Source organism: Microbacterium sp. H83, assembly GCF_001650405.1.
In the GTDB taxonomy this organism is placed as follows: Bacteria; Actinomycetota; Actinomycetes; order Actinomycetales; family Microbacteriaceae; genus Microbacterium.
The window spans coordinates 82,497-108,685 of record NZ_LWCU01000002.1 but is presented as its reverse complement, the minus strand read 5'-3'; the positions used below and the strand labels follow the sequence as shown (position 1 = coordinate 108,685).

Sequence of the window (26,189 nt, the reverse complement as noted above, 5' to 3'; positions counted from 1 at the left end):
GCGTGGTCCGAGCGGCGCGAGCGGAGTCAGCGCACGTTGCCGTTGGAACAGGTCTGCTGCGCGGCCGAGTTCCCCTTGATCGAGTCCGGCAGTGCCACGACGTTGTCGGGCGTCGCCGCCGGGTCGGGCGTGGCTCCGGCATCCGGAGTCGTGGGCTCGGTCCCGGGAACCGGATCCGTCACGACGACGCCGTCGTTCTCGCTGTTCTCGTGCGTGACCTGCAGCTGCGCGTTCGCATTGATCGCGTCCCACATCGTCTGCGCCGCCGACTTGTTCGCGACGACCTTGTTCGGGTTGTCCGAATCGGTCTGGGTCGGGAACTGCAGGAAGACGATGTCCTCGAACGGCACCGACTTCACGGCGAGCGCGATCTGCACGATCTTCATCGGGTCGGCGAGCGACGTGCTGGCCTCGACGTTGCTGAGGCCGACGTTCGCGAGCTTGAGCATGACGGGGACGTTGCCGAGAGTCTCGCCGCTGATCATCTTGCGGACCAGGCTCGACATGTACTGCTGCTGGTTGCCGATGCGGCCGAGGTCGCTGCCGTCGCCCACGCCGTGCCGGGTGCGCAGGAACTGGAGCGCCTCCAGGCCCTGGATCGTGTGCGTGCCGGCCGCCATGTCGAGTCCGGTGTACTTGTCCTTGATGGGCGTCGCGAGGCACACATCGACCCCGCCGATCGCGTTCGTGATCTCGATCACTCCGCCGAATGTGACGGATGCCGCGAACTGGATGTCCTGTCCCGTGAGCTGCGTGATCGTCTTGGCCACGCAGTTCAGGCCGCCGTCGGTGTAGGCGGTGTTGAGCGGCTGCTTGCTCATCGCCGATTGGACGTCGCCCTGTTCGTCCTCGCACTCCGGGATGGGGAGCATGAGGTCGCGGGGGAAGCTCACGACGGTGATGCGGCGCGGCTCCTCGGAGACGTGCACGAGCAGGTTGACGTCGTTGAGCGTCCCCTCCGAGTCCGGGCCGCTGCAGCGCTCGCCGAAGTAGGCGGCATAGGCCTCCTCGCACGTGTCCACGCCCGTGAGGAGCAGGTTGAAGCCGCCTTCGTACTCGCTGATGTCCGGCGGGAGGTCCTTCGTGTCCTCGAGCTCGACGGCATTGGCCGTGACCGTGCTCGACAGGTCGTAGACCACGTACGCCGCGACGCTGACGCCGCTGACGAGGACGACGGCGAGACCGATCGCGAGGAACTTCAGCAGCTGGCTGACGGGGCCGGGCGTGCGCAGCTGGCCGTGTCGCGCGATGGTGCGACGGCGTCGGGTGCTCTGACTCACTCGGGGCCTTTCGGTTCAGCGTGCGGTGCGGGGACACCGTGCTCAGGAAGCGGAGGGTGTGGGATTCGAACCCACGAGACATCTCTGCCCACTGGTTTTCAAGACCAGCTCCATCGGCCGCTCGGACAACCCTCCCGACAGACGAATCCGCCGACAAGCCGTGAGTCTAGCCGAGTTCTATTCTCCTGCGCTGACCTGGGCAGGTGCTGGAAGCGAGTTCAGCGCCGCGGCGAGGCCGCCGTCGACGACGTCGCCCGTCACCTCTCCCGCGGCGGACTTCACCTCGTCGGGCGCCTGGCCCATCGCCACGGCGCGACCGTCGAGCCCGAGGGCCCAGCCGAACATCCCGATGTCGTTGCGTCCGTCGCCCGCGACGAGCACCCTGCCGCCGTCGAAGCCGAGTTCCCGGCGCACGCGCTCCAGAGCCGTGCCCTTGTCGACGCCCTGCGGGGCGATGTCCAGCCACGCCGTCCAGCCGATCGCGTACGACACCTCGTTGAGGCCGGCGTCCGCGACGAGCCGGTGGAAGTCCTCCTCGTCGTGGCCCGGCGAGACGACCACGACGCGCGAGACCGGCTCGGCCACGAGCTCCTCGAAGCCCACCTGGCGACCGCCGTCGAGAGTCCAGTCGTCGAGGTGCTCCGTGTACAGACGCTGCCCCGAGCCGAGCTCGACCATGTAGCGGGCCTCGGGCAGTCGGTCGCGCAGCAGCGCGAGCACGGGAGTCGGGTCGAAGACCTCGATGTGCCAGCGCTCCCAGTCGTCGCCGACCCGCCGCATGGTCACGGCGCCGTTCGAGCACACCACGAATTCGGGGGTGAGCCCGAGCTGCTCCACGTACCGCTGCGTGGCGCTCCAGCTGCGACCTGTCGCGATCGTCACCTCGTGGCCCGCGTCCCGCAGCCGGGCGACGGCCTCGGGGACGCCGGGGCTCATCGACTCGTCCTCCAGCAGGATCGTGCCGTCGACGTCGAGTCCGACGAGCCACGCGCTCATGCGGTGGGTCCCTGCGCGTGCGGAGCGGTCGGCTCCAGCACCTCGAGGCCGCCCAGGTAGGGCCGCAGGACCTCGGGCACCCGCACCGATCCGTCCGCCTGCTGATGGGTCTCGAGCAGCGCGACGATCCAGCGCGTCGTCGCGAGCGTGCCGTTGAGCGTCGCCACGGGCTGCGTCTTCGACTGCTGGCCGTCCTGCGCCTCGGGCCGGTGGCGGATGTCGAGCCGGCGCGCCTGATACGTCGTGCAGTTCGAGGTCGACGTGAGCTCGCGGAACGCACCCTGCGTCGGCACCCACGCCTCGATGTCGTACTTGCGGGCGGCGCTCGATCCGAGGTCCCCGGCGGCGACGTCGATCACGCGGTAGGCGAGGCCCAGCGACGTCAGCATCTCCTCCTGCAGCGCGACGAGACGCAGATGCTCGGCCTCGGCGTCGTCGGGCGTCGTGTAGACGAACATCTCCAGCTTGTTGAACTGGTGCACTCGGATGATGCCGCGGGTGTCCTTGCCGTATGAGCCGGCCTCGCGGCGGTAGCAGGTCGACCAACCCGCGTAGCGGAGCGCGCCGGAGCCGAGGTCGAGGATCTCGTCCTTGTGATAGCCCGCGAGCGCTACCTCGCTGGTGCCGACGAGGTAGAGGTCGTCGTCCTTGTCGAGGTGGTAGACCTCGTCGGCGTGCTCGCCGAGGAACCCGGTGCCCTGCATGATCTCCGGCCGCACGAGGGTCGGGGTGATCAGGGGGACGAAGCCGTTCTGCAGCGCCTTGTCGAGCGCGAGGTTCATGAGCGCGATCTCGAGGCGGGCGCCGATGCCGCGCAGGAAGTAGAAGCGCGCGCCGGAGACCTTCGCGCCGCGCTCCATGTCGATCGCGCCGAGGATCTCGCCGATCTCCAGGTGGTCGCGGGGCTCGAAGTCGAATGCCGGCACCTCGCCGACCCGACGCAGCTCGACGAAGTCGGCCTCGCCGCCGGCGGGCACGCCGTCGATCACGACGTTCTCGATGCGCGTCAGCGCAGCGGATGCCGTCTCGGCGGCCTCGTTCGCCGCCTGCTGCGCCTGCTTGACGCGATCGGCGAGGTCCTTGACCTGCGCGACGAGGGCGGCCTTCTCCTCCTTGGGCGCCTTCGCCACCTGCTTGCCGAACGCGTTCTGCTCGGCGCGGAGCTCCTCGAAGGCGGCGAGCGCCGCCCTGCGCGATCGATCGGCCTCGAGCGCGGCGTCGACGGTGCCCTGGTCGTTGCCACGGGCGGCCTGCGAACGGCGGACGATCTCCGGGTTTTCGCGGAGGAGTGCGAGGTCGATCATCCATCAAGTCTATGGGGCGTGCCGGGCGTGTCCGCCCCGGAACAGCGGCCGAGAGCGCGGCGGGAGGCGGGCGGGACGAGCGGATGCCGCGGCTAGAGTAGCGCCATGACCACGAGCGCCTCGACGAGACGACAGGCGGCGCTCATCTACAACCCCATCAAGGTCGACGAGAAGCATCTTCGCGGACGCGTGCGCGCGCTGTCGCAGGAGGCCGGGTGGGAGCATCCGGCCTTCTACCCGACGACCGTGGAGGATGCGGGGCAGGCGGCGACGGCGCTCGCGCTCGAGCGCGGCGTCGACGTGGTGCTCGTCGCCGGAGGCGACGGCACGGTCCGCGCGGTGTCCGAGGCGATCGCGAACACCGGCGTCCCGCTCGCGATCCTGCCCAGCGGCACGGGCAACCTCCTCGCCCGCAACCTCGGACTCCCGCTCGGCTCCCCCGACGGCATGATCCTCGCCGCCCTCGGCGACTTCCGGCATCCGATCGACATCGGCTGGGCGCGTCTCACGCGGGAGAGCGGGGAGCACGAGGAGCACGCCTACGTGGTGCTCGCGGGCATCGGCCTGGACGCCGACATGATCGCGAACACCCGGCCCGACCTCAAGAGATCCGTCGGATGGATCGCCTACGTCGACGGGGCCGCGAGGTCGCTCGTGACGGCCGAGCCGTTCCGCGCGGTGTTCCAGATCGACGACGGCCGCCTGCACACGACGAAGGTGCACAGCATCCTGTTCGCCAACTGCGGCCTGCTGCCCGCGGGGATCGCGCTCATCCCCGACGCCTCGATCACGGATGCGACGCTCGACGTCGCCGTGATCCAGCCGACCGGGATCCTGGGATGGCTCGGGGTCTGGCGCAAGATCTGGTGGGACAACTCCGTGCTGCGCCGATTCCGCGCCGGCCGACGCGTCCTTGACCGGCGCGGTCGGGATGCCTCGGTGCACTATTTCCGCGGCACGGCCGCCGAAGCCGCTGCGACCACGCCGATCCCGATCGAGCTCGACGGCGACGAGTTCGGCGCGGCCGTGCGCATCACCTGTCGCGTCGATCCGAGCGCGCTGCTGCTGGCGCTGCCTGCCGGCCACCCGGTCACGGGTCTCTGAGCCCCGACGTCGGGGGTCAGACGACCGTGCGGGGCCGAGCCGTGGGCGTCGGTGTCAGCCGCGCACCTGCACGGTGCCGTCGAGACCGCCTCCCACGAGGGTGAGGGTGAAGTCGTCGTCGTCCACCTCGTCGTCGCCGAACGACAGGATGGTGGCGCGCGGGGCCATGTCCATCGTGCACGCCTGGTTCTCGTCGGTCACGAACGTGGCCGTCCCCGTGGAGCCCGATCCCTCGAGCGTGTCGACGACGGGCGGGCAGCCGGAGGATCCCCACGTGAGCAGCACGAGAGAGCCGTCGCCGATCCAGCCGGCCGACGGGAGGTACTCGGTGGACGACCCGGGCGTGCCGGTGAACGACGGATCGCCGTCGAGGTCGACGTCCTCGGTCATGTCGCCGTAGGTGACCTGCAGCGTGACCTCCTGGGTCGGGTCGACGCCCTCGGGCAGGGCTCCGACGCTCGCCCGCGGGGCGAGATCGGCGGTGCAGGCCTTCTCGGTCTCCCCTCCGCCGTCCACGTCGACGAGCGTCACGGAGACCGTCTGACCGTCGGCCGACACCGTGTCGACCTGCGGGACGCAGGTCGACGACCCGAATGTGACGACCGCGAACATGCGACCGTCGTCGAGGAGCGCGCCCTCGACGTCGTCGGAGTCGTCGGTCGTCTGCCCCGGACCGCTCGACGGCAGCGAGGTGGAGGTCGGCGACGCCGCGCCGGGGCCGACCGTGCAGCCGGCGAAGAGCAGGACGGCACCGAGGGCGGAGAGCGCGGCGACGACACGCGTGGAGGAGGTCATGGACACAGGCTACCGGCCGCCCTCGAGGGCGGGCACCCCCTATACGGGGGATCTCGGGGCTGCTATTGCAGCGCCGAGGTCAGGCGCGCGAGATTGTCGAGCACGGTCGACCGCAGCGGCTGCTGCATCCACTCCTCGAGCGTCAGCTCGCGGCTGAGCGAGCGGTACTCGTCTTCGACCACCCGCATCTCGGCCACGAACTCCTCGCCGCGCACGAGCATCGACACCTCGAGGTTGAGACCGAACGACCGCATGTCCATGTTGCTCGACCCGATCACCGCGACCTGGTCGTCGATCGTGAGGCTCTTGGTGTGCAGGATGTACGGCTTGCGGTACATCCAGATGCGGACCCCGGCCTTCAGGAGCGCCTCGTAGTAGCTGCGCTGCGCGTGGTAGACCATCGCCTGGTCGCCCTCCTCGGAGACGAACAGCTCGACGGCGACACCGCGGTCCACGGCCGCCGTCACCGCCAGCAGCAGCGCCTCGTCGGGGACGAAGTACGGGCTGACGATCATGATCTTCTCCTTGGCCGCGTAGAGCAGGCCGAGGAAGAGGCGGAGGTTGTTCTCGACCTCGAAGCCGGGCCCCGACGGCACGACCTGGCAGTCCAGGTCGCCGGAGCCCGCTTCGGCGTGCGAGATGTCGATCTCCTGCAGCACCTCGTCGGTCTCGCTGTACCAGTCGCTGAGGAAGATGGCGTTCACGCTCAGCACGACCGGGCCGTCGATGCGCACCATGAGGTCGACCCAGTGCAGGCCGCGCTTGATGTTCTTGGGCAGGTTGTAGGTCGAGTCCGTGACGTTCTGCGATCCGAGGAACGCGACCCTGCCGTCGACGACCACGAGCTTGCGGTGGTTGCGCAGGTCGGGACGCTGCATGCGTCCCTTGAACGGCTGCACCGGCAGCATCAGATGCCAGTCGGCGCCCATGGCGTTCAGACGCCTGATCGTCGCCCGATAGCGGGGCTTCCACCGGTTCGCCCAGTGGTCGAGCAGCACGCGCACGTGCACGCCGCGGGCGGCAGCGTCCTCCATGGCGCGGAAGAAGTTGTCGGTCGAGGCATCCGTCTGGAGGATGTAGAACTCGATGTGCACGTAGTCGACGGCCGTGCGGATCTCGTCGGCCATCGCGTCGAGCGAGTCCTGGTAGCGCGCGATCAGGTGGGCCCCGTTGTCGCCCGAGATCGGCAGGGCGCCCAGCCGGTGGTTCATCTCGACGAGCGGAGGGAACCAGCTCGGGGCGTCGGGGCGCAGCGTGCCGAAGTGCAGATGCTCGCTGGTCTCGGCGATGTACTCGTTGATCTGGTCCTGCTTGCGGCGGCGGGCTCGCGGCAGGCGCGGGTTGCCGATCATGATGAAGAGGAAGACGCCGACGAACGGGATGAAGAACACCGCGAGCAGCCAGGCCATCGCCGCGGTCGGACGGCGGTTGCGCGGGATGACGATGATCGCGGTGATGCGGATCGTGAGATCGAGCACCAGAAGGAAGGCGGTGATCCACCAGCCCCACGTCTCCGACGTCATCGTTCCCTCTCCGGCAGCCGCCGCGATCGTCCCAGGATCGCGACCGCCCCGGTGTCCTGGCTAACAGTAGCCGATGGCGCGGACAGCGCTCAGGAGCGCGGGGGCAGACCCCGGGCGGCGCGCTCCTCGGCCTCGATCCGTGCATGCACCTTGCGCTCGGTGCGGTCGAAGCGGAGGATCCCGCGGAGCACGAAGAAGAACACGACGCTGACGCCGATGGTCGGAAGGATCGACCATGCCGCCGCGAGCCAGAAGTTCTCCATGTCTCCATGGTACGCCCCACACCTGTCCTCCACATTCGCGGACCCGGAGTCATATCGCCCCGACTCCTGTGGACAGGAGGTCGCCGAGATGCCCGATCGCCCACACTCTCGGCATGACAACTGTGCTCCGCGCCTCCGGCTCCGCCGATCTCCTGCGTCTCGTCCCCTCGCTCGCCGGCTTCACCCCCTCCGAGAGCATCGTGCTGCTCCCCTTCCAGGGCTCACGCACAAGCGGCGCGATGCGCCTCGACCTCCCGGACGCCGGGATCGGGCTGGAGGAGTACGCGGATGCCGCGGTGGGCCTGGTCGCGCGGGTGGAGCGCACGGATGCGGTGGCGGTGATCGTCTACACGAGCACGGAGTGCGAGGCCACCCGCGACGGCCTCGTCGTCCCGTTCGCTGTGGCGGTCGACGAGCTCCTCGGCCGCGCGGTCGACACGGGGCTGCGCATCGTCGACGCGCTCTGCGTGACCCCGGAGGGGTGGGTGAGCTATCTCGACGACGAGCCCGAGCTGAACGAGATGTCGACCGACGTCCCGGTGGTGCCCGGCATCGGCGATGTCAGCGGAGATCAGCTGGCCGGCACCGCATTGCCGCACGCCGACCTCGCCGAGAAGGAGCGCGTCGCCCGAGCGCTCATCGAGCTCGAGCGCCTGCTGGGTCCGGCGGCGCACGGCACGGGCCTCGCCAGGGAGAACCCGCAGGCGATCGCCGCGCTCGTCCTGCTGGAGGACGTGCCGGCGTTCTTCGAGTCGGTGCTCGCCGCGCCGGACGACCTTCCGCCCTTCGCCACCGCTGCGCTGCTCTGGTGCCTCGGCAGACCGCTCTTCCGAGACGTCGCGCTGACCCAGTGGGCCTCGGATCTCGCAGGCGGCGCGCGCACTCTCGACGCCCAGCTGGCGTTCTCGCGGACGCGCGCCGGTATCCCCGAAGACATCGGCGATGTGTTCATCGGCCGAGGTCCCGCGCCCGACCCCGACCGGCTGCGGGTCGCCCTCGACGTCGTCCGGGCGGCCGCGGCGCGCGCCCCGCGGGCGTCGAGACCCGCTCCGCTCACCGCGGCCGCATGGCTGTCGTGGGCTCTGGGACGTTCGAGTCACGCCGGGCACTACCTGGAACGCGTCGCCGAGATCGACGCCGACTACGGACTCGCCGTGCTCCTGTCGTCGATGATCAGCAGCGCCGTGCTGCCGGAGTGGTCGTTCCGACGCGCGGGCGCTGCTGGCTGACCATCGCCGTCCGACGGAACGCTCCGTGACGAGCGGGACGCTACTTGACGAGCGGGAAGAGGATCGTCTCGCGGATGCCGAGACCGGTGATCGCCATGAGGAGCCGATCGATCCCCATGCCCATGCCTCCGGACGGCGGCATCCCGTGCTCGAGGGCGCGGAGGAACTCCTCATCGACGGGCATCGCCTCCACGTCGCCGCGGGCGGCGAGCTTCGCCTGCTCGACGAACCGCTCGCGCTGGATGACGGGGTCGACGAGCTCGGAGTACCCGGTGGCCAGCTCGAAGCCGCGGATGTACAGGTCCCACTTCTCGACGACGCCCTCGATCGAGCGGTGCTCCCGCACGAGCGGGGAGGTGTCGACGGGGAAGTCCATCACGAACGTGGGACGCACGAGGTCGCCCTTCACGAAGTGCTCCCACAGCTCCTCGACGAGCTTGCCGTGCGTGGCCTGCGCCGGGAGGTCGACCCCATTCTCCTCGGCGAACGCGATCAGCTCCTCGACCGGGGCGGTCGGGGTGATCGTGCGGCCGGATGCGGCGGACAGCGACTCGTACATCGAGATGCGGCCCCACTCGCCGCCGAGGTCGTACTCCGTCCCGTCCGCCCAGGTGACGGTCGTGGAGCCGGCGACGGCGATCGCGGCCTGCTGCACGAGCTCCTGCGTGAGAGCCGCCATCTGGTTGTAGTCGCCATAGGCCTGGTACGCCTCGAGCATCGCGAACTCGGGGCTGTGCGTCGAGTCGGCGCCCTCGTTGCGGAAGTTGCGGTTGATCTCGAAGACCCGCTCGATGCCGCCGACGACGGCGCGCTTGAGGTAGAGCTCCGGCGCGATGCGCAGATAGAGCTCCGTGTCGAACGCGTTCGAGTGCGTGACGAACGGACGCGCCGACGCTCCGCCGTGCTGCACCTGCAGCATCGGCGTCTCGACCTCGAGGTAGTCGTGGTCGCCGAACGTGGCCCGGAGACTGGCGTTCACGGCGGCTCGGGCGCGGACGGTGGTGCGCGCCTGCTCCCGCACGATCAGATCGAGGTAGCGGCTGCGGACGCGCCCCTCCTCGCTGAGCTCCGCGTAGGCGTTGGGCAGCGGCAGGATCGCCTTCGCGGCGATCTCCCACCCGTCCGCCATGATGGAGAGCTCGCCGCGACGGCTCGAGATGACCTCGCCGTGCACGAACACGTGGTCGCCGAGGTCGACGTACTCCTTCCAGTCGGCGAGCGACTCGTCCCCCACGTTCGCGAGCGAGATCATCGCCTGGATGCGCGAGCCGTCGCCCGCCTGCAGAGTCGCGAAGCAGAGCTTGCCCGTGTTGCGGCTGAACACCACGCGTCCGGCGACGCCGACGACGACACCCGTCTCGGCGCCGGCCTCAAGGTCGCCGTACTCCGCGCGCAGCGCCGGGATGGTGTGCGTGACCGGCACGCCGACGGGGAACGCGCCGCCCCCGGCATCCGCCCGCTTCGCGATCAGCCTCTCGCGCTTCGCGAGACGCACGGCCTTCTGCTCGTGGACGTCCTCTTCGGTGGCGGCGGTGGTCGGTTCGGGCGCGACAGACGCGTCAGTCATTCGGGGCTCCTTGAAAGTCCCGACCAGTTTACCGAGGTCGGGTCCCGCTTCCTGTGGCGGAGTCTCGATAGCCTCGAGGCATGGCAGCCACCCGTCTCGGCCCCGCACTCATCGCTTCAGCCCTCGCGGCGGGCGCACTGCTCCTGCCGGCATCCGCCGCCTCCGCCGCCTCCGCCCCCTCCGCCGACGTCGACGACTTCTCGTACGCCGAGTGGGACGCCCGCTACGAGCTCGGCCTCGATGCGGAGGGACGCGCGCACCTGCACGTCACCGAGGCGCTCACGGCGCGGTTCCCCGACACCGACCAGAACAAGGGGATCGTCCGCGGCCTTCCGACCTCCTACGAGAACGCCTGGCTCGACGTGCGCGTGCTGTCGGTGACCGACCAGGACGGTGCCGCCGTGCCGTTCGAGACCGACGAGGACGACGGCCTGCTGTACGTCCTCACCGGCGACGACGACTACGTGCGCGGCCTCACCACGTACGTGATCGACTACGAGATGCGCGACGTCGTGCTCGCGGCGGACACCGGGGTCGACGAGTTCTACTGGGATCTGCTGCCGCTGGACAGCACGCAGGCGATCGAGAGCTTCTCAGCCGACATCGTGCTCGACGACGCTCTCACCGAGAGCCTCACGGGAGACGCGCGCTGCTACATCGGCTACTCCGGGACGACGGACGAATGCCCGCTCACAGCCGACGGGTCGACCTTCGGCGTCGAGGCCGTCGATCTCGCACCGGGCCAGGGCGTCACGGTCGCGATCGGCTTCGATGCCGGCACAGCCACCCAGCCCGCCGCGCGCCTGCCCGATCCCGTGACCGACACGGTGCCCGCGATCGCCGCTCTCGGGGGACTCGGCATCGCCGTCGCCGGCTGGTTCGCGGTGTCCTCCACGAAGCGATCCCGCCGCAGGGCGAGCGGGATCGTCATCGCGCAGTACGACGTCCCGGGCTCGCTGCCGCCCCTCCTCGCCGCCGCACTGGTCCCCGGTTCGAAGGACGCGATCCCGGCGGAGATCGTGCACCTCGCCGTTCACGGCGCACTCCGCATCGAGGAGGGGACGGCCGTGGTGGATCCGCGCCTGCGACGCCTCCCCCGCGCACCGATGCCCGATCAGCTCGACGAGGAGGCCCTCGCCGCCCTCTTCGCCGGCGCCGACGCCGACGGCGTCGCCGAGCTGCCGTCCACCAGCGAGGAGTTCGCCGCTCGGATGAAGACCCTCGCGAGCAGCGGCACCGCCGCGGCCGCCGCCCGCGGCCTGACGACGAAGGCCCGGAGCCGCGCCGCCGTGATCCTGCAGTGGTGTGCGATCGCGGTGGCGCTGGCCGGGTTCGGGCTGGGGCTGTGGGGGCTCATCGCCGGCCGGGTGACCGCCATCCCCGCGTTCGTGGCCATCTCCTTCGGACTCTTCCTGGTCCTCTGCTCCTCGCTCTACACGTTCTCCAGGCACACCGTGCTCACGCCCGAGGGGGCGCGCACCTACGAGTACCTCCTGGGCGTGAAGGAGTTCATCCGCGTGGCCGAGGCGGACCGGCTGCAGATGCTCCAGTCGTATGCGGGTGCCGAACGGCGGCAGGACGGGAGCGCGAACGTGATCGTCGTCTACGAGCGCCTGCTCCCCTACGCGATGCTCTTCGGCATGGAGGACGAATGGGGCGACGTGCTCGAGCACGTCTACGCGTTCGAGCAGCGCGGCGCGTCGTGGATCGGGGATCCGAGCGCGCCGTTCCTCCGCAGCCAGCTGATCGCCTTCACGGCGACATCGCACGCGGCGGCGAGCTACTCCGCCCCGAGCGCGAGCTCGTCGTCGAGCGGCGGCGGTTCGTTCGGCGGCGGGTTCTCCGGGGGCGGCGGAGGCGGCGGGTTCTCCGGCGGCCGCTGACGATGCGCCGGAGTCCGCGACCGCGACAGGGCCTCCCGCCGCGCGCCGGACGTCAGATCAGCGGCGGCGGACCCGACGCATCGCGAAGCGCGGTCTCCACGGCCGACTGCACGAGCGCCGACAGGTAGCCCCCCGCGTTCTCGACGCCGATACCGCGGAGCTGCGCCGTCGACTGCGCGATGATCGACCGCGAGAAGGCGGTCGCCGTCTCGATCGCATCCGCGTACGCCGCGCGGTCGGCGTCGGCGATGACGACCGGCTCGCATCCCATCTCCACCGCCAGTGCCTGTGCGATCGGCAGCACCGCCGCCGGGGCGGTGACGGCCGCATAGCTCGCCTGCAGCTGGCGCAGGTCGATGGTCGTCCCGGTGAAGGCGATGGCGGGGTGCACCGCGAGAGGGATGGCGCCGCGCTCGGCGGCCGGACGCAGCACCTCGATGCCGTGCCCCGGGTCGGTGTGGAGCACGAGTTGCCCCATCTGCCAGCCGCCCACCTCGGCGATCCCCGCGATCAGCGATGCCAGCTGATCGTGCGGAACGGCGACGACCACCAGCTCGCTGCGGCGGACGACGTCGAGCGGATCGAGGATCGGCACGTCGGGGAGGACCGCAGAGGCGCGATCGTCATCCGAGCCGCTGGTGATGCCGGTGATGGCGTGCCCGGCGCCGGCGAGTGCCGCCCCGATCACCGGACCGACCCGCCCCGCGCCGATGATGCCGACGCCGAGACGTCCGTCCCGACGGGAGGGCTCACTCACCGGACGGAGCCCGCGGTGGAGCCGGTGGAGCGGGTGGAGCGGGAGGAGCCGGCGGCGCGACGTAGGGCGGCGGCACAGGCGGCGTGCCGGGAGCCGGCGGGGCTCCCGCAGGCGCGACGTACGGCGGCGGCACGGGGGTCGCCCCGGGAGCCTGTGGGGCGGGAACCTGCGGGGCTCCCGCGGGCGCGACGTACGGCGGCGGCACGAGCGCCGGCGGAGAGGAGGGATGCCGCGGGGCGGCGGCTCCCTGATCCGCGGAAGGGTAGCCGCCGGGGACCTCGTCGCCTGCGGCATCCGTCACGTACTCGCCCCAGCGATGCGTGTGGTCGCGCTCCGCGGCTGCCGCGGCGGCGGCGCTGACGCCGTCGAGGAGGAACAGGGCATCGTCGCGCTCCAGACCGGAGAGGTATCCGGTGATGACACCCTGCACCGAGTGCACCTGCGCGCCGGACAGCCCCTGGGCGCGGTCGATCGGCCCCTGCGACAGCGAGAGTCCCTGCAGCCGGGCGAGCGGGAAGATCGCGAGCTTGCGCCACACGATGCCGCGGCGCAGCAGGACACCGAACTCGGTCATCGCGAATCCGTGCCTCTTCCACGACAGCGGACGACGCCACCATGCTCGGCGCGGCATGGTGCGATATGGGTCGCCCTCCACCGGACCGAGGATGCCGTGCTCCCACACCAGCGGGATGTCGGCGACGGGAGCATCGGGCAGGATCAGCGCGAGCACGCGCTCGACGTCCGCGCGCTTGCCGACCGGCAGCACGATGTTGAACTGCTGGGCGCTGCCGGACTGCTGCTGGGCGGCGCTCTTGCCGCTCATCCGGTTGATCTTGATGGTCCACCAGCCGAACGGGCGCCACAGCAGCGACTGCGTCACCTCCACCGCGAAGATGCGTCCGGGCGGCAGCGTCTCGGTCACGGTCGTCAGGAGCCCATAGGTGATGCGCACGCCGTCGGGCGTCGGCGCGATCGAGTAGCGCAGCGACTTCGAGATCTGCGCCCAGGTGATTCCGACGACCGCGATCACCATCGGGATGCCGATGCCGAGACCGATGCCCAGGCCGATCAGGCTGCCCACCGGCTCGCCGTCGATCAGGGCTCCGATCGAGATGCCGCCGATCGCGACGAGGAAGATCACCCCGAAGAAGACGATCCAGAGCACGCTCGAGATCAGCTGCGATCCGACCAGTCGTCCCGTGGGGATCTTGACGACGCTCTCGGGGGCGACGTCCGACAGGTCGACGCCGCTGATGAGGCCGTTCACTCCGTCGTTCATCGTGCCGACCAGGTGCGAGCGCCCGGAGACGGGAGCGCCCGGCGTCGCCGCACCGGCATCGGCGGGCCGGACCGCGGATGCCGCGCCGCCGCTCTGCCGCGCCGCACGGGCCCCCGAGGCGAGGCGCAGGATGTCGGTGCGGACCGACTCGGCCCGAGCGGTCGCGAGGTACTCCAGCTCGACATTGGAGTCGGTCCCGGCGCCGACGACCTCGAGCTTCGCGAGCCCGATGATGCGAGCGGGGAACGGACGCGTGAGGTTGACGCCCTGCACGCGGTCGAGAGGCGCCCGGCGGTGCGAGCGGAAGACGATGCCCTTGCGCACCTCGACGTGGTCGCCCGTGATGCGGAACTGCTGGAACCGCCACACGAACCAGAAGATGCCGACCAGTACGACCACCAGCGCGAGCACGCTGAGGAGCACGATGACGATGAGGTTGTTCTCGAGCACCCAGTCGACAGGGTCGCCGCTCTGGTAGTCGCTGTAGTGGGCCTCGGGCGAGAAGAGGTCCACCGCCCAGGCGATCAGACGGTCGCGGAGGTTGGCGATCGCGATGCCCGCGATGATGATGAGAGCCAGCCCGCCCTTGAAGAGCGGGGTGAGCGGATGCATCCGATGCCACTCGCCGTCGGCGAGGGTCGTCGACTCCGTCCGCGGCGCCTGCGGCGCGTCGGCGGGCGCGGGGATGCCGTGCTCGCTCACAGGCCCGTCCGGCGGGTCTCGGCCACCTCGATGAGCGTGTCGCGCAGCGCCTCGGCAGCACCCTGCGTGAGACCGGGGATCTGCACGCCGGTGGTCGCCGCGGCGGTCACCATCTTGAGCTGGGCAACGCCGAAGCCCCGGTCGAGGGGGCCCTGCGTGATGTCGACGAGCTGCATGCGCCCGTACGGCACGGCGATCATGCGCTGCCACAGGATGCCCTTGCGGAACACGATGTCGTCGGAGCGCAGCATGTAGCCGATGGCCTTCGCCTGTCGGGGCAGGATCACGAGCGTGAGGAGCGTGATGAGCACGATCACTCCCGCGGGGATCCACGCCCACGTCTGATCCAGGGCCAGCGCGAGCACGGCGGCCACGGCGATCACGAAGGCCACGAAGATGAGGTTCTGCACCACCTGCGACACGACGTACCGAGGCGAGATCTGGTGCCAGGTCCCGTCCAGCTCCAGCCGGGACTCGCTGCGCACGGTGCGGACCCGGGAGTACGTGCCCTGGTCGAGGGCGTCGAGGTCAGTGACCTCCGCCGAATTCAGCGGGGCCGGCGTCCCCGGCTCGATCTCTGGGTTCTGAGTCATCAGGATCCTTCGGCAGTGTGCAGAACTGTTCCGCGATGAGCGCCGCGATCACGAGGACCACCGCGCTGCCGATCAGGGCCAGCATCGCCACAGTCGACCCTACCGGGGGATCGATCGGCCTGGACAGGAGGAAAGCGAGGAGCCCCGCACCCAGCCCGGCCATGATCGCGCCCAGCAGCGAGGACGCTCGCGCCAGGGTCACTGCCCTGGTCGCGCGGAAGGGATCGATCCGGATGCCGCTGCGCACGCTCGCGCGCACCGGCCAGGCGACGCCGAGCGATGCCGCGGCGATGAGCAGCAGCAGCACCGGGAGCAGGAGCGACGGCGTGAAGGTCGTGCGCCCCATGACGGTGAGCATGTGGTCGAGCAGGAAGCCCCCGCCGGCCGACAGCACGGCCAGGACGATGAGGAGTCCGACGGATGTGCGCTTCATCGCGCATCCCCGCGGCGCAGCTCCGACGCGAGATCGGCGACCCTCCCCCGGCCGGGGAGCACGGCGTCCGCATCGAGGTCGAGCCAGGGCTCGAGGACGAACAGTCGCTCGAACGCGCGCGGATGCGGCAGCTGCAGCCGCTCATCGTCGGACGTCTCGTCGCCGTACGCGATGAGGTCGAGGTCGAGCGTGCGGTCGCCCCATCGCTCCTCGCGCACCCGTCCGTACTCGTCCTCGATGGCGTGCATCATCCCGAGGAGGATCGACGGCGCCAGCTTCGTGGTCACCAGGGCGACCGCGTTGACGTAGCCGGGCGCCTCGGGATCGGGGCCGTCGAGCCGCAGCGCCACGGTCTCGAACAACGACGACAGGCGCACGTCGCTCACCAGCGGGAGTCGCGCGATCCGCTCGGCGGCCGCGCGGATCGTGCTCTCGCGGTCGCCGAGATTGGCGCCGAAGGCCACCACCGCGACCGCGTCGGGCCGTCGTTCGCGCGGGCCGGGAAGGGTCGGCGGGATCGTCAGGTTCCGGCTCATCGCGCCACCTCCGGGTGCGTCCTGCCCCGGTCGACCGTGACCGCGACGTCGGAGAACGCGAGTGCGATGGGGGCGTGCGGCTTGTGCACGGTCACCCTGACCGAGTGCACGCGAGGGTCGCCGAGCGCGACGTCGGCGATGCGCTCGGCGAGCGTCTCGATGAGGTTCACCGGCTCGCCGGCGACCACCGCCGCGACCTTCTCGGCCAGTTCGCCGTAGTGCACGGTGTCGACGACGTCGTCCGACCGGGCGGCGTCGTGCAGGGGCATGCGCAGCCGCAGATCGATCGTGAAGTCCTGGCCGTCCTCGCGCTCGTGGTCGTACACGCCGTGGTGCCCGAAGACCGTGAGTCCGGTGAGGACGATCTCATCCATGGCATCCATGATCTACCCCTCCCAGGCGTGCGCGACGGCGAGGGCGTCGCGGGTGGCGGCGACGTCGTGCACGCGCACCGCCCACACGCCGGCACGCACGGCCAGCGCGCTCGTGACCGCGGTCGCGAGGTCGCGTCGCGCCTCCGACACGTCCGGCACCGCTTCGGAGCCGCCCCGCGCCCCGCGAAGGGTCTCCGCGAGGAATCGCTTGCGGCTCGTGCCGATGAGCACGCGCGGGCCGAGGTTCACGATCTCGTCGAGGCCGCGCAGCACATCCCAGTTCTGCGATCCCGCCTTCGCGAATCCGATTCCCGGGTCGACGATCAGACGCGACGGGGCGATGCCGGATGCTGCGGCGGCACCGACGCGCTCCTGCAGCTCCCCCGCCACCTCACGGGCCGTCCGTCGGTACTCGGCGTGGGCATACATGTCGTCCGAGAAGCCGCGCCAGTGGCCGATCGCGTAGTCGGCTCGGGAGGCCGCCACCGCCGCAAGCATGTCGGGGTCGGCGAGTCCGCCCGACACGTCGTTGACGATGCGGGCGCCCGCCGCCACCGCGGCGACGGCGGTCGACGCGTTGAACGTGTCGATGCTGACCGGAGCACCCTCGGCGACGAGGCGCTCGATCACCGGCAGCACGCGCTCCCGCTCCACCTCGGGGCCGACGCGCTCGGCGCCCGGCCTGGTCGACTCCCCGCCGACGTCGAGCACCGTCGCGCCCTCGTCGCGCAGGCGCAGTCCATGGGCGACGGCCCGGTCGACGTCGAAGTACCGCCCGCCGTCGGAGAACGAGTCGGGGGTGACGTTGACGATGCCCCAGATGCCGGTCATCCGTGTCCGAGTCCCGAGCCGGCGGACGAGCCGATCAGCGCGATCAGCTCGGCGCGGGCGACGGCATCCGTGTACTCGCCCCGAGCGGCGATGGTGAGGGTCGACGCCTCGGGCTGCCGCCCGCCGCGCATCGTGACACAGCCGTGGCTCGCGTCGAGCACGACGAGGACGCCGCGGGTGTCGAGGTTCTCGGCGATCGTGTCGGCGATCTGCTCCCCGAGGCGCTCCTGCACCTGGGGGCGCGTCGCCAGCGTCTCGACGACGCGGACGAGGGCACCGAGCCCGACGACCTGCTCGCCCGGGAGATAGGCGATGTGCGCGCGGCCCGCGAACGGGAGCAGATGATGCTCGCACACGGAGCGGAAGCGGATGTCGCGGAGCAGGACGGCCCCCGACGGGAGCGTGTCGGGAGCCGGCCCGCGCGAGACGCTGATCGTGTGTGCGAGGGGTGCCGCGGCATCCTCGCCGATCCCGGCGAAGAACTCCGAGTACAGCTCGGCCATGCGCGCCGGCGTCTGCCTCAGTCCGGGCCGATCGGGGTCCTCCCCGATCGCCTCGAGGAGTTCCCTGGTGAGCCGCTCGACGCGGTCGCGATCGACGGACACGGATCAGGCCGTCGCGGGTCGCGCCTGACCGGCACCTGCCGATCCGGGCTGGGTGCGCGGAGCCGTCGCCGGCGCCTCGACGGAGGCGGCCACCGGCACGACCTTCTTCGGCACCTCGATCGGGGGCACCTCCGAGACCGGACGATCCTCGCTCGAGAGCCAGAGCGGACGCTCCGGCAGCTTGCGCACCTCGGTGAAGATCTCGGCGATCTGGTTGTGATCGAGCGTCTCCTCCTCGAGGAGGGCGAGAGCGAGCCGGTCGAGGATGTCGCGGTTGGCGCTGATGACCTCGTACGCCTCGTTGTGCGCCTGCTCGATGAGGGCGCGCACCTCGGCGTCGACCCGCTCGGCGACCTTCTCGGAGTACTCGCGACCGCGGCCCATGTCGCGGGCCACGAACATGTCGCCGCCCTCGGAGCCGAGCTTGACCGGACCGACCTGCGTGGTCATGCCGTACTCGATGACCATCTTGCGGGCGATCGACGTCGCCTTCTCGATGTCGTTCGAGGCGCCGGTCGTGGGGTCGTGGAAGACGATCTCCTCGGCGACGCGACCGCCCATCGCGTAGGTGAGCTGGTCCTGCAGCTCGTTGCGCGTCACGGAGTACTTGTCGTCGAGCGGCAGCACCATCGTGTAGCCGAGCGCCTTGCCGCGCGGGAGGATCGTGATCTTCGTCACCGGGTCGGTGTAGTTCATCGCCGCGGCCGCGAGCGCGTGTCCGCCCTCGTGGTACGCCGTGATGAGCTTCTCGCGGTCCTTCATCACACGCGTGCGGCGCTGCGGTCCCGCGATCACGCGGTCGATCGCCTCGTCGAGTGCGCGGTTGTCGACCAGCTGGGCGTTCGAGCGCGCCGTCAGCAGCGCGGCCTCGTTGAGCACGTTCGCGAGATCGGCGCCGGTGAAGCCGGGGGTCTTGCGGGCGACGACCTCGAGATCGACGCTCTTCGCCAGCGGCTTGCCCTTGCTGTGCACCTCGAGGATCTTCTGCCGGCCCTTGAGGTCGGGGGCGTCGACGCCGATCTGACGGTCGAAGCGGCCGGGACGCAGCAGCGCGGGGTCGAGGATGTCGGGACGGTTCGTCGCGGCGATCACGATGACGTTCGCGTTCGGGTCGAAGCCGTCCATCTCGACGAGCATCTGGTTGAGCGTCTGCTCGCGCTCGTCGTTGCCGCCGCCCATGCCGGCGCCGCGGTGCCGACCCACGGCGTCGATCTCGTCGATGAAGATGATCGCGGGCGCGTTCTCCTTCGCCTGGTTGAACAGGTCGCGCACTCGCGAGGCGCCGACGCCGACGAACATCTCGACGAAGTCCGATCCGGAGATCGAGTAGAAGGGGGCGCCCGCTTCACCGGCCACGGCACGGGCGAGGAGGGTCTTTCCGGTTCCGGGAGGGCCGTACAGCAGCACGCCCTTCGGGATGCGGGCTCCGATGGCCTGGAACTTCGCCGGGTCCTGCAGGAACTCCTTGATCTCGTGGAGCTCCTCGATGGCCTCGTCGGCACCGGCGACGTCCGCGAACGTGACCGTGGGCGTCTCCTTGTTCACCAGCTTCGCCTTGGACTTGCCGAACTGCATGACCTTGCCGCCGCCGCCCTGCATGGAGGACAGCAGCCACCAGAACAGCAGGCCCAGGAGGATGAGCGGGAGGAGCAGCGAGAGGATGCCGTCGAACCAGGTGGCGCGCGGGACCGCGTCATTGAAGCCGTCCTTGGGGTCCGCGGCGTTGATGGCCGTGACCACCTCGTCGGCGCGGGCGTCGACGTAGTAGAACTGCACGTTCTCGGAGCCCTCGAACGCCTTCGAGAGCGTCATGTCCACGCGCTGGTCGCCGTCGGTGTTGACGACCTCGGTCACGGTCTTGCCGGCGAGCAGCTCGAGACCCTCCTGCGTCGTGATCTGCTTCGGAGCGCCGAGGTTCGAGATCAGGAGGAAGCCGCCGAACAGCAGCAGGCCGATCAGGGCGACGTAGATCAGCGGGTTCCGCGTGAGCTTCTTGACATCCATGGTCGGATCAGCGTATCGCGGGTGCGCTAGGTGCCTGCTGTGCGTTCACCCACGGCGTACGGCGCCCGGGGCGCGCTGCGGCCCCGTCAGGAGTAGACGTGCGGGGCGAGCACCGCGACGTCGCGGAGGTTGCGGTAGCGCTCGTCGTAGTCGAGCCCGTAGCCGACGACGAAGTCGGTGGGGATGTCGAAGCCGACGTACTTGCAGTCGATGTGCACCTTCGCCGCCTCGGGCTTGCGGAGCAGCGCGAGGACCTCGATGGACGCGGCGCCGCGCGAGCCGAAGTTCTCGAGCAGCCAGCTGAGGGTGAGGCCCGAGTCGATGATGTCCTCGACGATCAGCACGTGCTTGCCGTTGAGGTCGGTGTCGAGGTCCTTGCGGATCTGCACCACGCCGCTCGACTTCGTGCTCGCACCGTAGCTCGACACGGCCATCCAGTCCATCGGCGCGTGGAAGGGCAGCGCTCGTGCGAAGTCGGCCATGACCATGACCGCGCCCTTGAGCACGCCGACCAGGATCAGCTCCTTGCCCGCGTAGTCCTCCGCCACCTCGGCCGCGAGCTGGTCGAGCTTCGCGAGGATCTCCTCCTCGGTGACGAGGATCTGGGCAAGGTCGTCCTGGATTTCCGCGGCGCGCATGGATCGATTTTAGGCGACGCGGGTCGATGCTCCCGCCTGCCTTCTGGAAGGCACCGCAGAATACCGGCCACCCTCGGGGCGAGCGCACTACTGTGGGCGGTGTGACGGGCGGACGCCCTGACGGAAGGACTCACTCATGGCTCTCGACGACATCCTGAAGCAGGTACCGATCGACGACATCGCCGCGAAGCTCGGCGTCTCGCACGACGAGGCGAAGGCCGCGGTCGAGCAGGGCGGCGCCGTGCTGCTGGGCGGTCTCGCCTCGAACGCCTCCACCGCGGAGGGGTCGTCGGCGATCGAGAACGCCCTCAAGCGCCACGAGGGCGCCACCGGCCCCGCGAAGGTCGAGGACATCGATCAGGCCGACGGCGGCAAGATCGTCTCCCACATCCTCGGCGCGAAGGAGAAGGAGGTCACCGAGAAGCTCACGGAGTCGACGCAGACCGCGGGCATCGACTTCGGCAAGCTCCTCCCCATCCTCGCTCCGATCGTCATGGGGCTGATCGCCAACGCCAACAAGGACAAGTCGGCGAAGAAGGATGCCGGCGAGCAGTCGGGCGGCATCGGCGACGTGATCGGCGGGATCCTCGGCGGCGGCTCGTCCGGCGGCGGCATCGGCGACCTTCTCGGCGGCCTGTTTGGCGGCAGGAAGTAGGTCGCGCGGCCTCAGCGTGCGGCGAAGACGATCCGGCCTCCGCTGCGCACCGCGGAGCATCCCGGCAGGTCGATGGGCCCCTGACCCGTCCAGTCCGTGACGAGACGGGCGACCTCGACCGTCTGCAGGCGCGTGAGGCTCGCGCCGAACTCGCTGTCGACCACGAGCCGGATGATCCGGTTGCGCAGCGCGGCCGGGTTGGCGGCGAGCGCGGCGACGCTCACCGAGATGCCCGCTTCCGCGTGCTCGACGATGTCCTCGATGGTCTCGTGGATCATCTCGTCGAAGGCCTCGGCGTCTTCCCGCAGCTGCTCCGCGGTGCGTGCGAGCGCCTCGGCGATCCCCGGCCCGAGCTCCGACTCGAGCACGGGAAGCACGCGCTCGCGCACGCGGACGCGGGCGAACCGGTCCTCCGTGTTGTGCGGGTCGTCCCAGACGTCCAGAGCGGATGCCGCGCAGAAGTCCCGCGTCGTCGACCGGCGCACACCCAGGAGCGGCCGCACCCACCGGAGCCCGTCCTCGTCCTCACGTGATGGGGCCATGCCCTGCAGACTCGCCGCCCCCGCTCCTCGTGCGAGGCCGAGCAGCACCGTCTCCGCCTGATCGTCGAGGGTGTGGCCGAGCAGCACGGCCGCCGCGCCGGCATCCCTCGCCGCATCGGCCAGCGCTCGGTATCTCGCGTCGCGGGCCGCGGCCTCCGGACCGCCCTCCGCTCCTACATCCACGCGGATCACACCGGCGCCGAGACCGAGATCCGCTGCCACCCGGGCGGCGCGGGCCGCGACGTCATCCGACCCGTCCTGGAGTCCGTGATCGATCGTGATGCTCTCGGCAAGGAGGCCGCGCTTCGGAGCCTCGAAGGCCGTCGCCGCGGCGAGCGCGAGCGAGTCGGCTCCTCCCGAGAGCGCCACCAGGACGCGCGCGCCCTCCGGCAGGTCGGCGAGCGCGGTGCGCACGGCGAGGCGGATCTCGGCGATGACGGGTGAGAGCGACGGCACAGCTCCACGCTAGATCACCCGCGGTCGCCGCCGCGCGCGGGTCGCGCTCTCACCCCGAGCGGTCCTAGTCTGGCGCCGTGGCAGATGAGACCCAGCGGTTCCGTCCCGAGCGATTCACGGCGTTCGTCGACGCGGTCGTCGCGATCGCGATGACGCTGCTGATCCTGCCGCTGACGGAGGCGGTCGCGGACGCGGCATCCGGCAGGCTCTCGACCGCGCAGTTCTTCGCCGAGCACTCCGGCCAGCTGCTCAGCTTCGCGCTCAGCTTCCTCCTCATCGCCACCTTCTGGATCGGGCATCACAGCCAGTACCGCTCGGTCGAATGGATGACGGGGCCGCTGCTGTGGATCAACGTCGCGTGGATGGCGACGATCGTGTGGCTCCCTGTGCCCACCGCCATGATCGGGCAGATGAAGACCGACACGCTGCAGACCGTGGTCTACATCGGCTCGCTGATCCTGACCCAGGTGACGACCCTGGCGGCGTGGCTCTATCTGCAGCGGCATCCGGATCTCACGAGCTCGTCGCCGGCCACTCTCAGAGCGGGCGTCATCGGCGACCTCGCCGCCATCATCCTGTTCGCCGTCGCCCTCACGATCGCGGTGCTGCTCCCCGATCACAGCTACGCGGGGCTGTTCGTGCTGCTGCTCACCGGGCCGGTCACGCGGGTGCTCGCCCGCGTCGCCCGACGGCGGGGAGCCGCGCGCGGGTAGGCTGGTGCGCGGCATCCAACCGTCTTTTCTGAGGAGCACACGCATGGGCGCACACGACGCCGTCATCGAGATCCCGCGCGGCAGCCGCGTGAAGTACGAGGTCGACCACGAGACCGGGCGAGTGCACCTCGACCGCGTGCTCTACACGACCTTCGGCTACCCGGCCGACTACGGCTACTTCGACAACACTCTCGGCGAGGACGGCGACCCGCTCGACGTGCTCGTGCTGCTCGACCACGCCATCTACCCCGGCGTCGTCGTCGAGGTCCGCCCCGTGGCCGTCCTCAAGATGAGCGACGAGGCCGGCGGCGACGACAAGCTCGTCGCGGTCCTGTCGAAGGACCCGCGATGGGCCCACATCCAGGACATCGACGACATCGCCGAGTACACGAAGAAGGAGATCGCGCACTTCTTCGAGCACTACAAGGACCTCGAGCCCAACAAGTGGGTCAAGGTCGACGAGTGGGGCAACGCCGCCGAGGCGCAGCGCATCCTCGACGAGGCGATCGTGCGGTTCGGCGAGCAGGGTCACTGACCTCGCATCACACGCAGAAGACCCCCGGTCCGCTCAGCGGCCGGGGGTCTTCTGCGTGAAGGGCGAGGGTCTCAGACCGAGACGCCCTTGCCCGCCATGAACGAGATCGGGTTCGTGTAGGCCCCGTTGATGTAGACCTCGAAGTGCAGGTGGCAGCCCGCGGATGCTCCCGTGTTGCCGGCGTAGGCGATGACCTGACCCGAGTTGACCCACTGGCCGCTGCGGACAGCCAAGCCGCCGTCCCTGATGTGCGCGTATCCGGAGGAGATGCCGCCGCCGTGCTGGATGCGGATGTAGTTGCCGTAGTTGCCCTTCGGGCCGGCGTAGTCGACGGTGCCGGACTGCGCCGCGAAGATCGCCGCACCGCACCCGTTCGCGAGATCGACGCCGTAGTGATAGCCCGAGCAGGCCGCGCACGGCTTGGGCCGCGATCCGTATCCGGCGCTGCGGTATCCGCCATGGGGTCGCACCCATCCGCCCGAGCCGGCTGCTCCGCCTCCGCCGCCACCGCCGCCACCGGCCGCTGCCGCCGCCGCTGCTGCCGCGGCAGCCGCTGCGGCCTCCTGACGCCTGCGCTCCTCGGCGCGGACGCGCTCGCCCTCCTGGTAGGCCGCGACCGTGGTGGCCCTCTGGTCCTTGAGGGCGGCCAGCTGGGCCTGCATCGTGGTGAGGTTGGCGGTCTGCTCGTCGAGCGCGGCCTGCGCAGCCTCCGCGGCCTGCTGCGCCGCGATCATCTTCTGCTCGGCGATCTGCTGCAGGCGGTCGCGCTCGGTGCGCGCGACGACGGCCTGGTCGCTGAGGGACTGCGCGGCGTCGCGAGCGGCGGTGGCCTTGTCCTTCACCGTCTGGTTGTACTGGTAGACCTTGTCCATCGTGCCGAGACGGGACAGCAGCTCGTCGGCGTTGTCGGCGGACCCGGCGAAGAAGAGCTCGAGGGCGGTGTCGTCGCCGCCGTTCCGGTACAGCTGGGCTGCGAGCTGCGCCGCCTTGCGCGTGGCCTCGTCGGCGACGGCGGCCTGCGCGTCGGCCTGCGCCTGGAGCTCCTCCGCAGCGGCGATCGCGTCGAAGTACGCCATCTGCGCCGCGTCGAACTCCGCACCGGCGGCCTCGGCTGCGGCCTGCGTCTCGGCCACCTTGGTCGTGAGCGCCTGGATCAGGCCCTCGATCCGGGTGATCTCCGACGCCTTCGCGGACTCGTTGCGCATCGCGTTCTGCACGTCGTCCCAACTGGGGTACGACGCGGCGTACGCGGCGGTGACGCCCGATGTGACACCGAATGCGCTGAGCGCGACGACGCTGAGCGCGCCGATGCCGATCCCGAGGGCTCCGCGACGGCTGACGCCGCCCTTCTGCCAGAGGGCCCTGCCCTCGGCCGGCGTGGGCGCGCAACCGCAGTCCTCTGACGCCGCCCTGAAGGCAGCATCCAGCGGAGAAAGCTTGTCGTTCACACGGCCCCTTCCGCCGGATTCACACATGCCACACTAACAACAGCAATCACATCCGCAACAGATGCGACTGTCGCCCGCATGGCAGGGCGATGAACTCCCATCGTCCTCCTGAACACGCCCGGGAAGCGGCAGGCTCGCCCTCGATTCGCGTTTTGGCTGAGGGATCCCTTATGCTTGAGCGTCGGCAAGGAAGTCCCCCGGGACAGACTTCGGCCCCATCGTTTAGCGGCCTAGGACGCCGCCCTTTCACGGCGGTAGCACGGGTTCGAATCCCGTTGGGGTCACTCCTTCCGATACAATTGAAAACAAGTATGGCCCTGTAGCGCAGTTGGTTAGCGTGCCGCCCTGTCACGGCGGAGGTCGCGGGTTCAAGTCCCGTCAGGGTCGCTCTAAGCGACAGGCCCTTTTCTCGAAGAGGGCCTCTCGTCTAGGTGCGACAGGTTCGCCGGTCGCATGGCTCTGTAGCTCAGTTGGTAGAGCGCACGACTGAAAATCGTGAGGTCACGGGATCGACGCCCGTCGGAGCCACAAGGACCATCATTACAGTGGTCCCAGAAACCCTCGCCTAGCTTCTACATGGCGGGGGTTTTGCCTTGCCCTGAGATCATCCTCCAGACGGATGCCGGTACCTCCCGCGCTCGATGCCCCTGCGCTCCTCGCCGATGAGGCTGGAGGCATGAACGCACGACTCGCCCTCACTGCCCCGGCCTTCATCCTCGCGGGGATGCTGTCGCTGACCGGATGTTCCGCGTACGACAGCCTCGTCCACAAGCATGCGACGTCGACCTTCGCGGACGTCGGGGCGTTCGACGACGAGGCACAGGTCGACGCGGACTGGCTTCCCGCCGACGCGACGGAGGTCACTGTGCGCACCTCGACGCTCGAGGACGCCACCGAAGCGGTCGTCCTGCTCACCAGCGGCTCCCCGCTCGGCGGCGACTGCGCCGAGGTCGAGCGGTACTCAGCCCCGGCCTGGGTCCTCGACGACGCTCCCGATCCCTATACGGCGAAGAGCATCTTCGTCTGCGGGGACTGGGCCGTGATAGCCGCAGACGGCGGCTGGTTCGGCTGGACGCCGAACTCAGAGGACGAGCGGAGCGCAGCCTCCGCCCGATGATCTGCGCCGTCGACAACACGGCGATGC

Annotated in this window: 26 protein-coding genes and 4 tRNA genes; 10 read left to right on the top strand and 20 right to left on the bottom strand. The window is 70.1% G+C overall.

The window, feature by feature from the left end:
- Positions 1–26 precede the first annotated feature (26 nt).
- The 4 genes from A4X16_RS01920 to serS form a co-directional block, all read right to left on the bottom strand.
- Positions 27–1,280 (bottom strand): LCP family protein, encoded by a 1,254-nt coding sequence (locus A4X16_RS01920; protein WP_067115575.1) that lies wholly within the window; start codon positions 1,278–1,280, stop codon positions 27–29.
- A gap of 50 nt (positions 1,281–1,330) precedes the next feature.
- Positions 1,331–1,415 (bottom strand) — tRNA-Ser (locus tag A4X16_RS01915).
- A gap of 42 nt (positions 1,416–1,457) precedes the next feature.
- Positions 1,458–2,276 carry an HAD family hydrolase gene (locus A4X16_RS01910; protein WP_067115572.1) on the bottom strand — a complete coding sequence of 273 codons (819 nt, stop codon included), beginning with the start codon at positions 2,274–2,276 and terminating at the stop codon, positions 1,458–1,460.
- Entirely contained in the window at positions 2,273–3,580 is a 1,308-nt protein-coding gene (serS, locus tag A4X16_RS01905; RefSeq protein ID WP_067115568.1) for a serine--tRNA ligase, read from the bottom strand. Before serS ends, A4X16_RS01910 begins: the two co-directional genes overlap by 4 nt.
- A gap of 105 nt (positions 3,581–3,685) precedes the next feature.
- On the opposite strand from serS, the gene A4X16_RS01900 reads away from it, so the two are divergent.
- The gene (locus A4X16_RS01900; protein ID WP_067115566.1) at positions 3,686–4,684 is read left to right on the top strand and encodes a diacylglycerol/lipid kinase family protein; all 999 of its coding nucleotides are present in this window, start codon (positions 3,686–3,688) and stop codon (positions 4,682–4,684) included.
- 54 nt (positions 4,685–4,738) lie between these two features.
- On the opposite strand, the gene A4X16_RS01895 is transcribed toward A4X16_RS01900, so the two are convergent.
- The 3 genes from A4X16_RS01895 to A4X16_RS17980 form a co-directional block, all read right to left on the bottom strand.
- A complete protein-coding gene (locus A4X16_RS01895; protein ID WP_067115564.1) occupies positions 4,739–5,479 on the bottom strand; it encodes a hypothetical protein in 741 nt (246 codons plus the stop codon).
- Positions 5,480–5,541: 62 nt separating this feature from the next.
- Positions 5,542–7,002 (bottom strand): cardiolipin synthase, encoded by a 1,461-nt coding sequence (cls, locus tag A4X16_RS01890; RefSeq protein ID WP_067115562.1) that lies wholly within the window; start codon positions 7,000–7,002, stop codon positions 5,542–5,544.
- Positions 7,003–7,091: 89 nt separating this feature from the next.
- The gene (locus A4X16_RS17980) at positions 7,092–7,265 is read right to left on the bottom strand and encodes a hypothetical protein (RefSeq protein ID WP_176697141.1); all 174 of its coding nucleotides are present in this window, start codon (positions 7,263–7,265) and stop codon (positions 7,092–7,094) included.
- Positions 7,266–7,378: 113 nt separating this feature from the next.
- On the opposite strand from A4X16_RS17980, the gene A4X16_RS01885 reads away from it, so the two are divergent.
- Positions 7,379–8,494, top strand: coding sequence for a DUF4192 family protein (locus A4X16_RS01885; RefSeq protein ID WP_067115561.1), 1,116 nt, complete (start codon positions 7,379–7,381; stop codon positions 8,492–8,494).
- Positions 8,495–8,534: 40 nt separating this feature from the next.
- On the opposite strand, the gene lysS is transcribed toward A4X16_RS01885, so the two are convergent.
- Positions 8,535–10,061 (bottom strand): lysine--tRNA ligase, encoded by a 1,527-nt coding sequence (gene lysS, locus A4X16_RS01880; RefSeq protein ID WP_067115559.1) that lies wholly within the window; start codon positions 10,059–10,061, stop codon positions 8,535–8,537.
- A gap of 80 nt (positions 10,062–10,141) precedes the next feature.
- Between lysS and A4X16_RS01875 the strand changes: the two genes are divergently transcribed.
- The gene (locus tag A4X16_RS01875; RefSeq protein ID WP_067115557.1) at positions 10,142–11,944 is read left to right on the top strand and encodes a DUF2207 domain-containing protein; all 1,803 of its coding nucleotides are present in this window, start codon (positions 10,142–10,144) and stop codon (positions 11,942–11,944) included.
- A 52-nt stretch (positions 11,945–11,996) separates the two neighbouring features.
- Here A4X16_RS01875 and A4X16_RS01870 read toward each other — a convergent pair whose 3' ends face one another.
- The 10 genes from A4X16_RS01870 to hpt form a co-directional block, all read right to left on the bottom strand.
- Positions 11,997–12,701, bottom strand: coding sequence for a DUF2520 domain-containing protein (locus A4X16_RS01870; protein ID WP_067115554.1), 705 nt, complete (start codon positions 12,699–12,701; stop codon positions 11,997–11,999).
- Entirely contained in the window at positions 12,694–14,682 is a 1,989-nt protein-coding gene (locus tag A4X16_RS01865) for a PH domain-containing protein (RefSeq protein WP_067115551.1), read from the bottom strand. The genes A4X16_RS01870 and A4X16_RS01865 overlap by 8 nt, the downstream gene beginning before the upstream one ends.
- Positions 14,679–15,275: a PH domain-containing protein gene (locus tag A4X16_RS01860; protein WP_067115548.1), complete on the bottom strand. Its 597-nt coding sequence runs from the start codon at positions 15,273–15,275 to the stop codon at positions 14,679–14,681. The genes A4X16_RS01865 and A4X16_RS01860 overlap by 4 nt, the downstream gene beginning before the upstream one ends.
- Positions 15,211–15,708 (bottom strand): DUF3180 domain-containing protein, encoded by a 498-nt coding sequence (locus A4X16_RS01855; RefSeq protein WP_067115545.1) that lies wholly within the window; start codon positions 15,706–15,708, stop codon positions 15,211–15,213. The genes A4X16_RS01860 and A4X16_RS01855 overlap by 65 nt, the downstream gene beginning before the upstream one ends.
- Positions 15,705–16,244 carry a 2-amino-4-hydroxy-6-hydroxymethyldihydropteridine diphosphokinase gene (gene folK / locus A4X16_RS01850; protein ID WP_067115542.1) on the bottom strand — a complete coding sequence of 180 codons (540 nt, stop codon included), beginning with the start codon at positions 16,242–16,244 and terminating at the stop codon, positions 15,705–15,707. Before folK ends, A4X16_RS01855 begins: the two co-directional genes overlap by 4 nt.
- Entirely contained in the window at positions 16,241–16,627 is a 387-nt protein-coding gene (gene folB / locus A4X16_RS01845) for a dihydroneopterin aldolase (protein ID WP_067115538.1), read from the bottom strand. The genes folK and folB overlap by 4 nt, the downstream gene beginning before the upstream one ends.
- Positions 16,628–16,630: 3 nt before the next feature.
- Positions 16,631–17,449 carry a dihydropteroate synthase gene (gene folP, locus A4X16_RS01840; RefSeq protein ID WP_067115535.1) on the bottom strand — a complete coding sequence of 273 codons (819 nt, stop codon included), beginning with the start codon at positions 17,447–17,449 and terminating at the stop codon, positions 16,631–16,633.
- Positions 17,446–18,054: a GTP cyclohydrolase I gene (gene folE / locus A4X16_RS01835; RefSeq protein ID WP_067115532.1), complete on the bottom strand. Its 609-nt coding sequence runs from the start codon at positions 18,052–18,054 to the stop codon at positions 17,446–17,448. Before folE ends, folP begins: the two co-directional genes overlap by 4 nt.
- A 3-nt stretch (positions 18,055–18,057) precedes the next feature.
- On the bottom strand, positions 18,058–20,058 hold the full coding sequence (ftsH, locus tag A4X16_RS01830; RefSeq protein WP_067115529.1) for an ATP-dependent zinc metalloprotease FtsH: 2,001 nt from the start codon (positions 20,056–20,058) through the stop codon (positions 18,058–18,060).
- A gap of 86 nt (positions 20,059–20,144) precedes the next feature.
- The gene (gene hpt / locus A4X16_RS01825; protein WP_067115526.1) at positions 20,145–20,696 is read right to left on the bottom strand and encodes a hypoxanthine phosphoribosyltransferase; all 552 of its coding nucleotides are present in this window, start codon (positions 20,694–20,696) and stop codon (positions 20,145–20,147) included.
- Between the two features lie 136 nt (positions 20,697–20,832).
- On the opposite strand from hpt, the gene A4X16_RS01820 reads away from it, so the two are divergent.
- Entirely contained in the window at positions 20,833–21,351 is a 519-nt protein-coding gene (locus tag A4X16_RS01820) for a DUF937 domain-containing protein (RefSeq protein ID WP_067115523.1), read from the top strand.
- 11 nt (positions 21,352–21,362) lie between these two features.
- Here the strand turns inward: A4X16_RS01820 and tilS are convergent, their stop codons facing one another.
- On the bottom strand, positions 21,363–22,349 hold the full coding sequence (gene tilS / locus A4X16_RS01815) for a tRNA lysidine(34) synthetase TilS (protein ID WP_067115520.1): 987 nt from the start codon (positions 22,347–22,349) through the stop codon (positions 21,363–21,365).
- 77 nt (positions 22,350–22,426) lie between these two features.
- Here tilS and A4X16_RS01810 point away from each other — a divergent pair, with 77 nt between their 5' ends.
- Both A4X16_RS01810 and A4X16_RS01805 read left to right on the top strand, forming a co-directional pair.
- Positions 22,427–23,062, top strand: coding sequence for a TMEM175 family protein (locus tag A4X16_RS01810; protein WP_067115516.1), 636 nt, complete (start codon positions 22,427–22,429; stop codon positions 23,060–23,062).
- A gap of 43 nt (positions 23,063–23,105) precedes the next feature.
- Positions 23,106–23,597: an inorganic diphosphatase gene (locus A4X16_RS01805; protein WP_017204665.1), complete on the top strand. Its 492-nt coding sequence runs from the start codon at positions 23,106–23,108 to the stop codon at positions 23,595–23,597.
- 71 nt (positions 23,598–23,668) lie between these two features.
- On the opposite strand, the gene A4X16_RS01800 is transcribed toward A4X16_RS01805, so the two are convergent.
- Positions 23,669–25,045, bottom strand: coding sequence for a M23 family metallopeptidase (locus A4X16_RS01800; protein ID WP_231880233.1), 1,377 nt, complete (start codon positions 25,043–25,045; stop codon positions 23,669–23,671).
- Between the two features lie 211 nt (positions 25,046–25,256).
- Between A4X16_RS01800 and A4X16_RS01795 the strand changes: the two genes are divergently transcribed.
- From A4X16_RS01795 to A4X16_RS01780, 4 genes are all read left to right on the top strand, one after another.
- Positions 25,257–25,329 (top strand) — tRNA-Glu (locus tag A4X16_RS01795).
- Positions 25,330–25,358: 29 nt separating this feature from the next.
- Positions 25,359–25,432: transfer RNA gene (locus A4X16_RS01790), tRNA-Asp, on the top strand.
- Positions 25,433–25,500: 68 nt separating this feature from the next.
- Positions 25,501–25,573 (top strand) — tRNA-Phe (locus A4X16_RS01785).
- 148 nt (positions 25,574–25,721) lie between these two features.
- Positions 25,722–26,162: a hypothetical protein gene (locus A4X16_RS01780; protein WP_067115515.1), complete on the top strand. Its 441-nt coding sequence runs from the start codon at positions 25,722–25,724 to the stop codon at positions 26,160–26,162.
- Positions 26,163–26,189: the final 27 nt, after the last annotated feature.

What these genes read in the sequence shown, in the direction of transcription:
- A4X16_RS01910 (WP_067115572.1), bottom strand. Translation starts at nt 2,276, where the DNA reads ATGAGCGCGTGGCTCGTCGGACTCGACGTCGACGGCACGATCCTGCTG.
- serS (WP_067115568.1), bottom strand. Translation starts at nt 3,580, where the DNA reads ATGATCGACCTCGCACTCCTCCGCGAAAACCCGGAGATCGTCCGCCGT.
- A4X16_RS01900 (WP_067115566.1), top strand. Translation starts at nt 3,686, where the DNA reads ATGACCACGAGCGCCTCGACGAGACGACAGGCGGCGCTCATCTACAAC.
- A4X16_RS01895 (WP_067115564.1), bottom strand. Translation starts at nt 5,479, where the DNA reads ATGACCTCCTCCACGCGTGTCGTCGCCGCGCTCTCCGCCCTCGGTGCC.
- cls (WP_067115562.1), bottom strand. Translation starts at nt 7,002, where the DNA reads ATGACGTCGGAGACGTGGGGCTGGTGGATCACCGCCTTCCTTCTGGTG.
- A4X16_RS17980 (WP_176697141.1), bottom strand. Translation starts at nt 7,265, where the DNA reads ATGGAGAACTTCTGGCTCGCGGCGGCATGGTCGATCCTTCCGACCATC.
- A4X16_RS01885 (WP_067115561.1), top strand. Translation starts at nt 7,379, where the DNA reads ATGACAACTGTGCTCCGCGCCTCCGGCTCCGCCGATCTCCTGCGTCTC.
- lysS (WP_067115559.1), bottom strand. Translation starts at nt 10,061, where the DNA reads ATGACTGACGCGTCTGTCGCGCCCGAACCGACCACCGCCGCCACCGAA.
- A4X16_RS01875 (WP_067115557.1), top strand. Translation starts at nt 10,142, where the DNA reads ATGGCAGCCACCCGTCTCGGCCCCGCACTCATCGCTTCAGCCCTCGCG.
- A4X16_RS01860 (WP_067115548.1), bottom strand. Translation starts at nt 15,275, where the DNA reads ATGACTCAGAACCCAGAGATCGAGCCGGGGACGCCGGCCCCGCTGAAT.
- A4X16_RS01855 (WP_067115545.1), bottom strand. Translation starts at nt 15,708, where the DNA reads ATGAAGCGCACATCCGTCGGACTCCTCATCGTCCTGGCCGTGCTGTCG.
- folK (WP_067115542.1), bottom strand. Translation starts at nt 16,244, where the DNA reads ATGAGCCGGAACCTGACGATCCCGCCGACCCTTCCCGGCCCGCGCGAA.
- folB (WP_067115538.1), bottom strand. Translation starts at nt 16,627, where the DNA reads ATGGATGCCATGGATGAGATCGTCCTCACCGGACTCACGGTCTTCGGG.
- folP (WP_067115535.1), bottom strand. Translation starts at nt 17,449, where the DNA reads ATGACCGGCATCTGGGGCATCGTCAACGTCACCCCCGACTCGTTCTCC.
- ftsH (WP_067115529.1), bottom strand. Translation starts at nt 20,058, where the DNA reads ATGGATGTCAAGAAGCTCACGCGGAACCCGCTGATCTACGTCGCCCTG.
- hpt (WP_067115526.1), bottom strand. Translation starts at nt 20,696, where the DNA reads ATGCGCGCCGCGGAAATCCAGGACGACCTTGCCCAGATCCTCGTCACC.
- A4X16_RS01820 (WP_067115523.1), top strand. Translation starts at nt 20,833, where the DNA reads ATGGCTCTCGACGACATCCTGAAGCAGGTACCGATCGACGACATCGCC.
- A4X16_RS01805 (WP_017204665.1), top strand. Translation starts at nt 23,106, where the DNA reads ATGGGCGCACACGACGCCGTCATCGAGATCCCGCGCGGCAGCCGCGTG.
- A4X16_RS01780 (WP_067115515.1), top strand. Translation starts at nt 25,722, where the DNA reads ATGAACGCACGACTCGCCCTCACTGCCCCGGCCTTCATCCTCGCGGGG.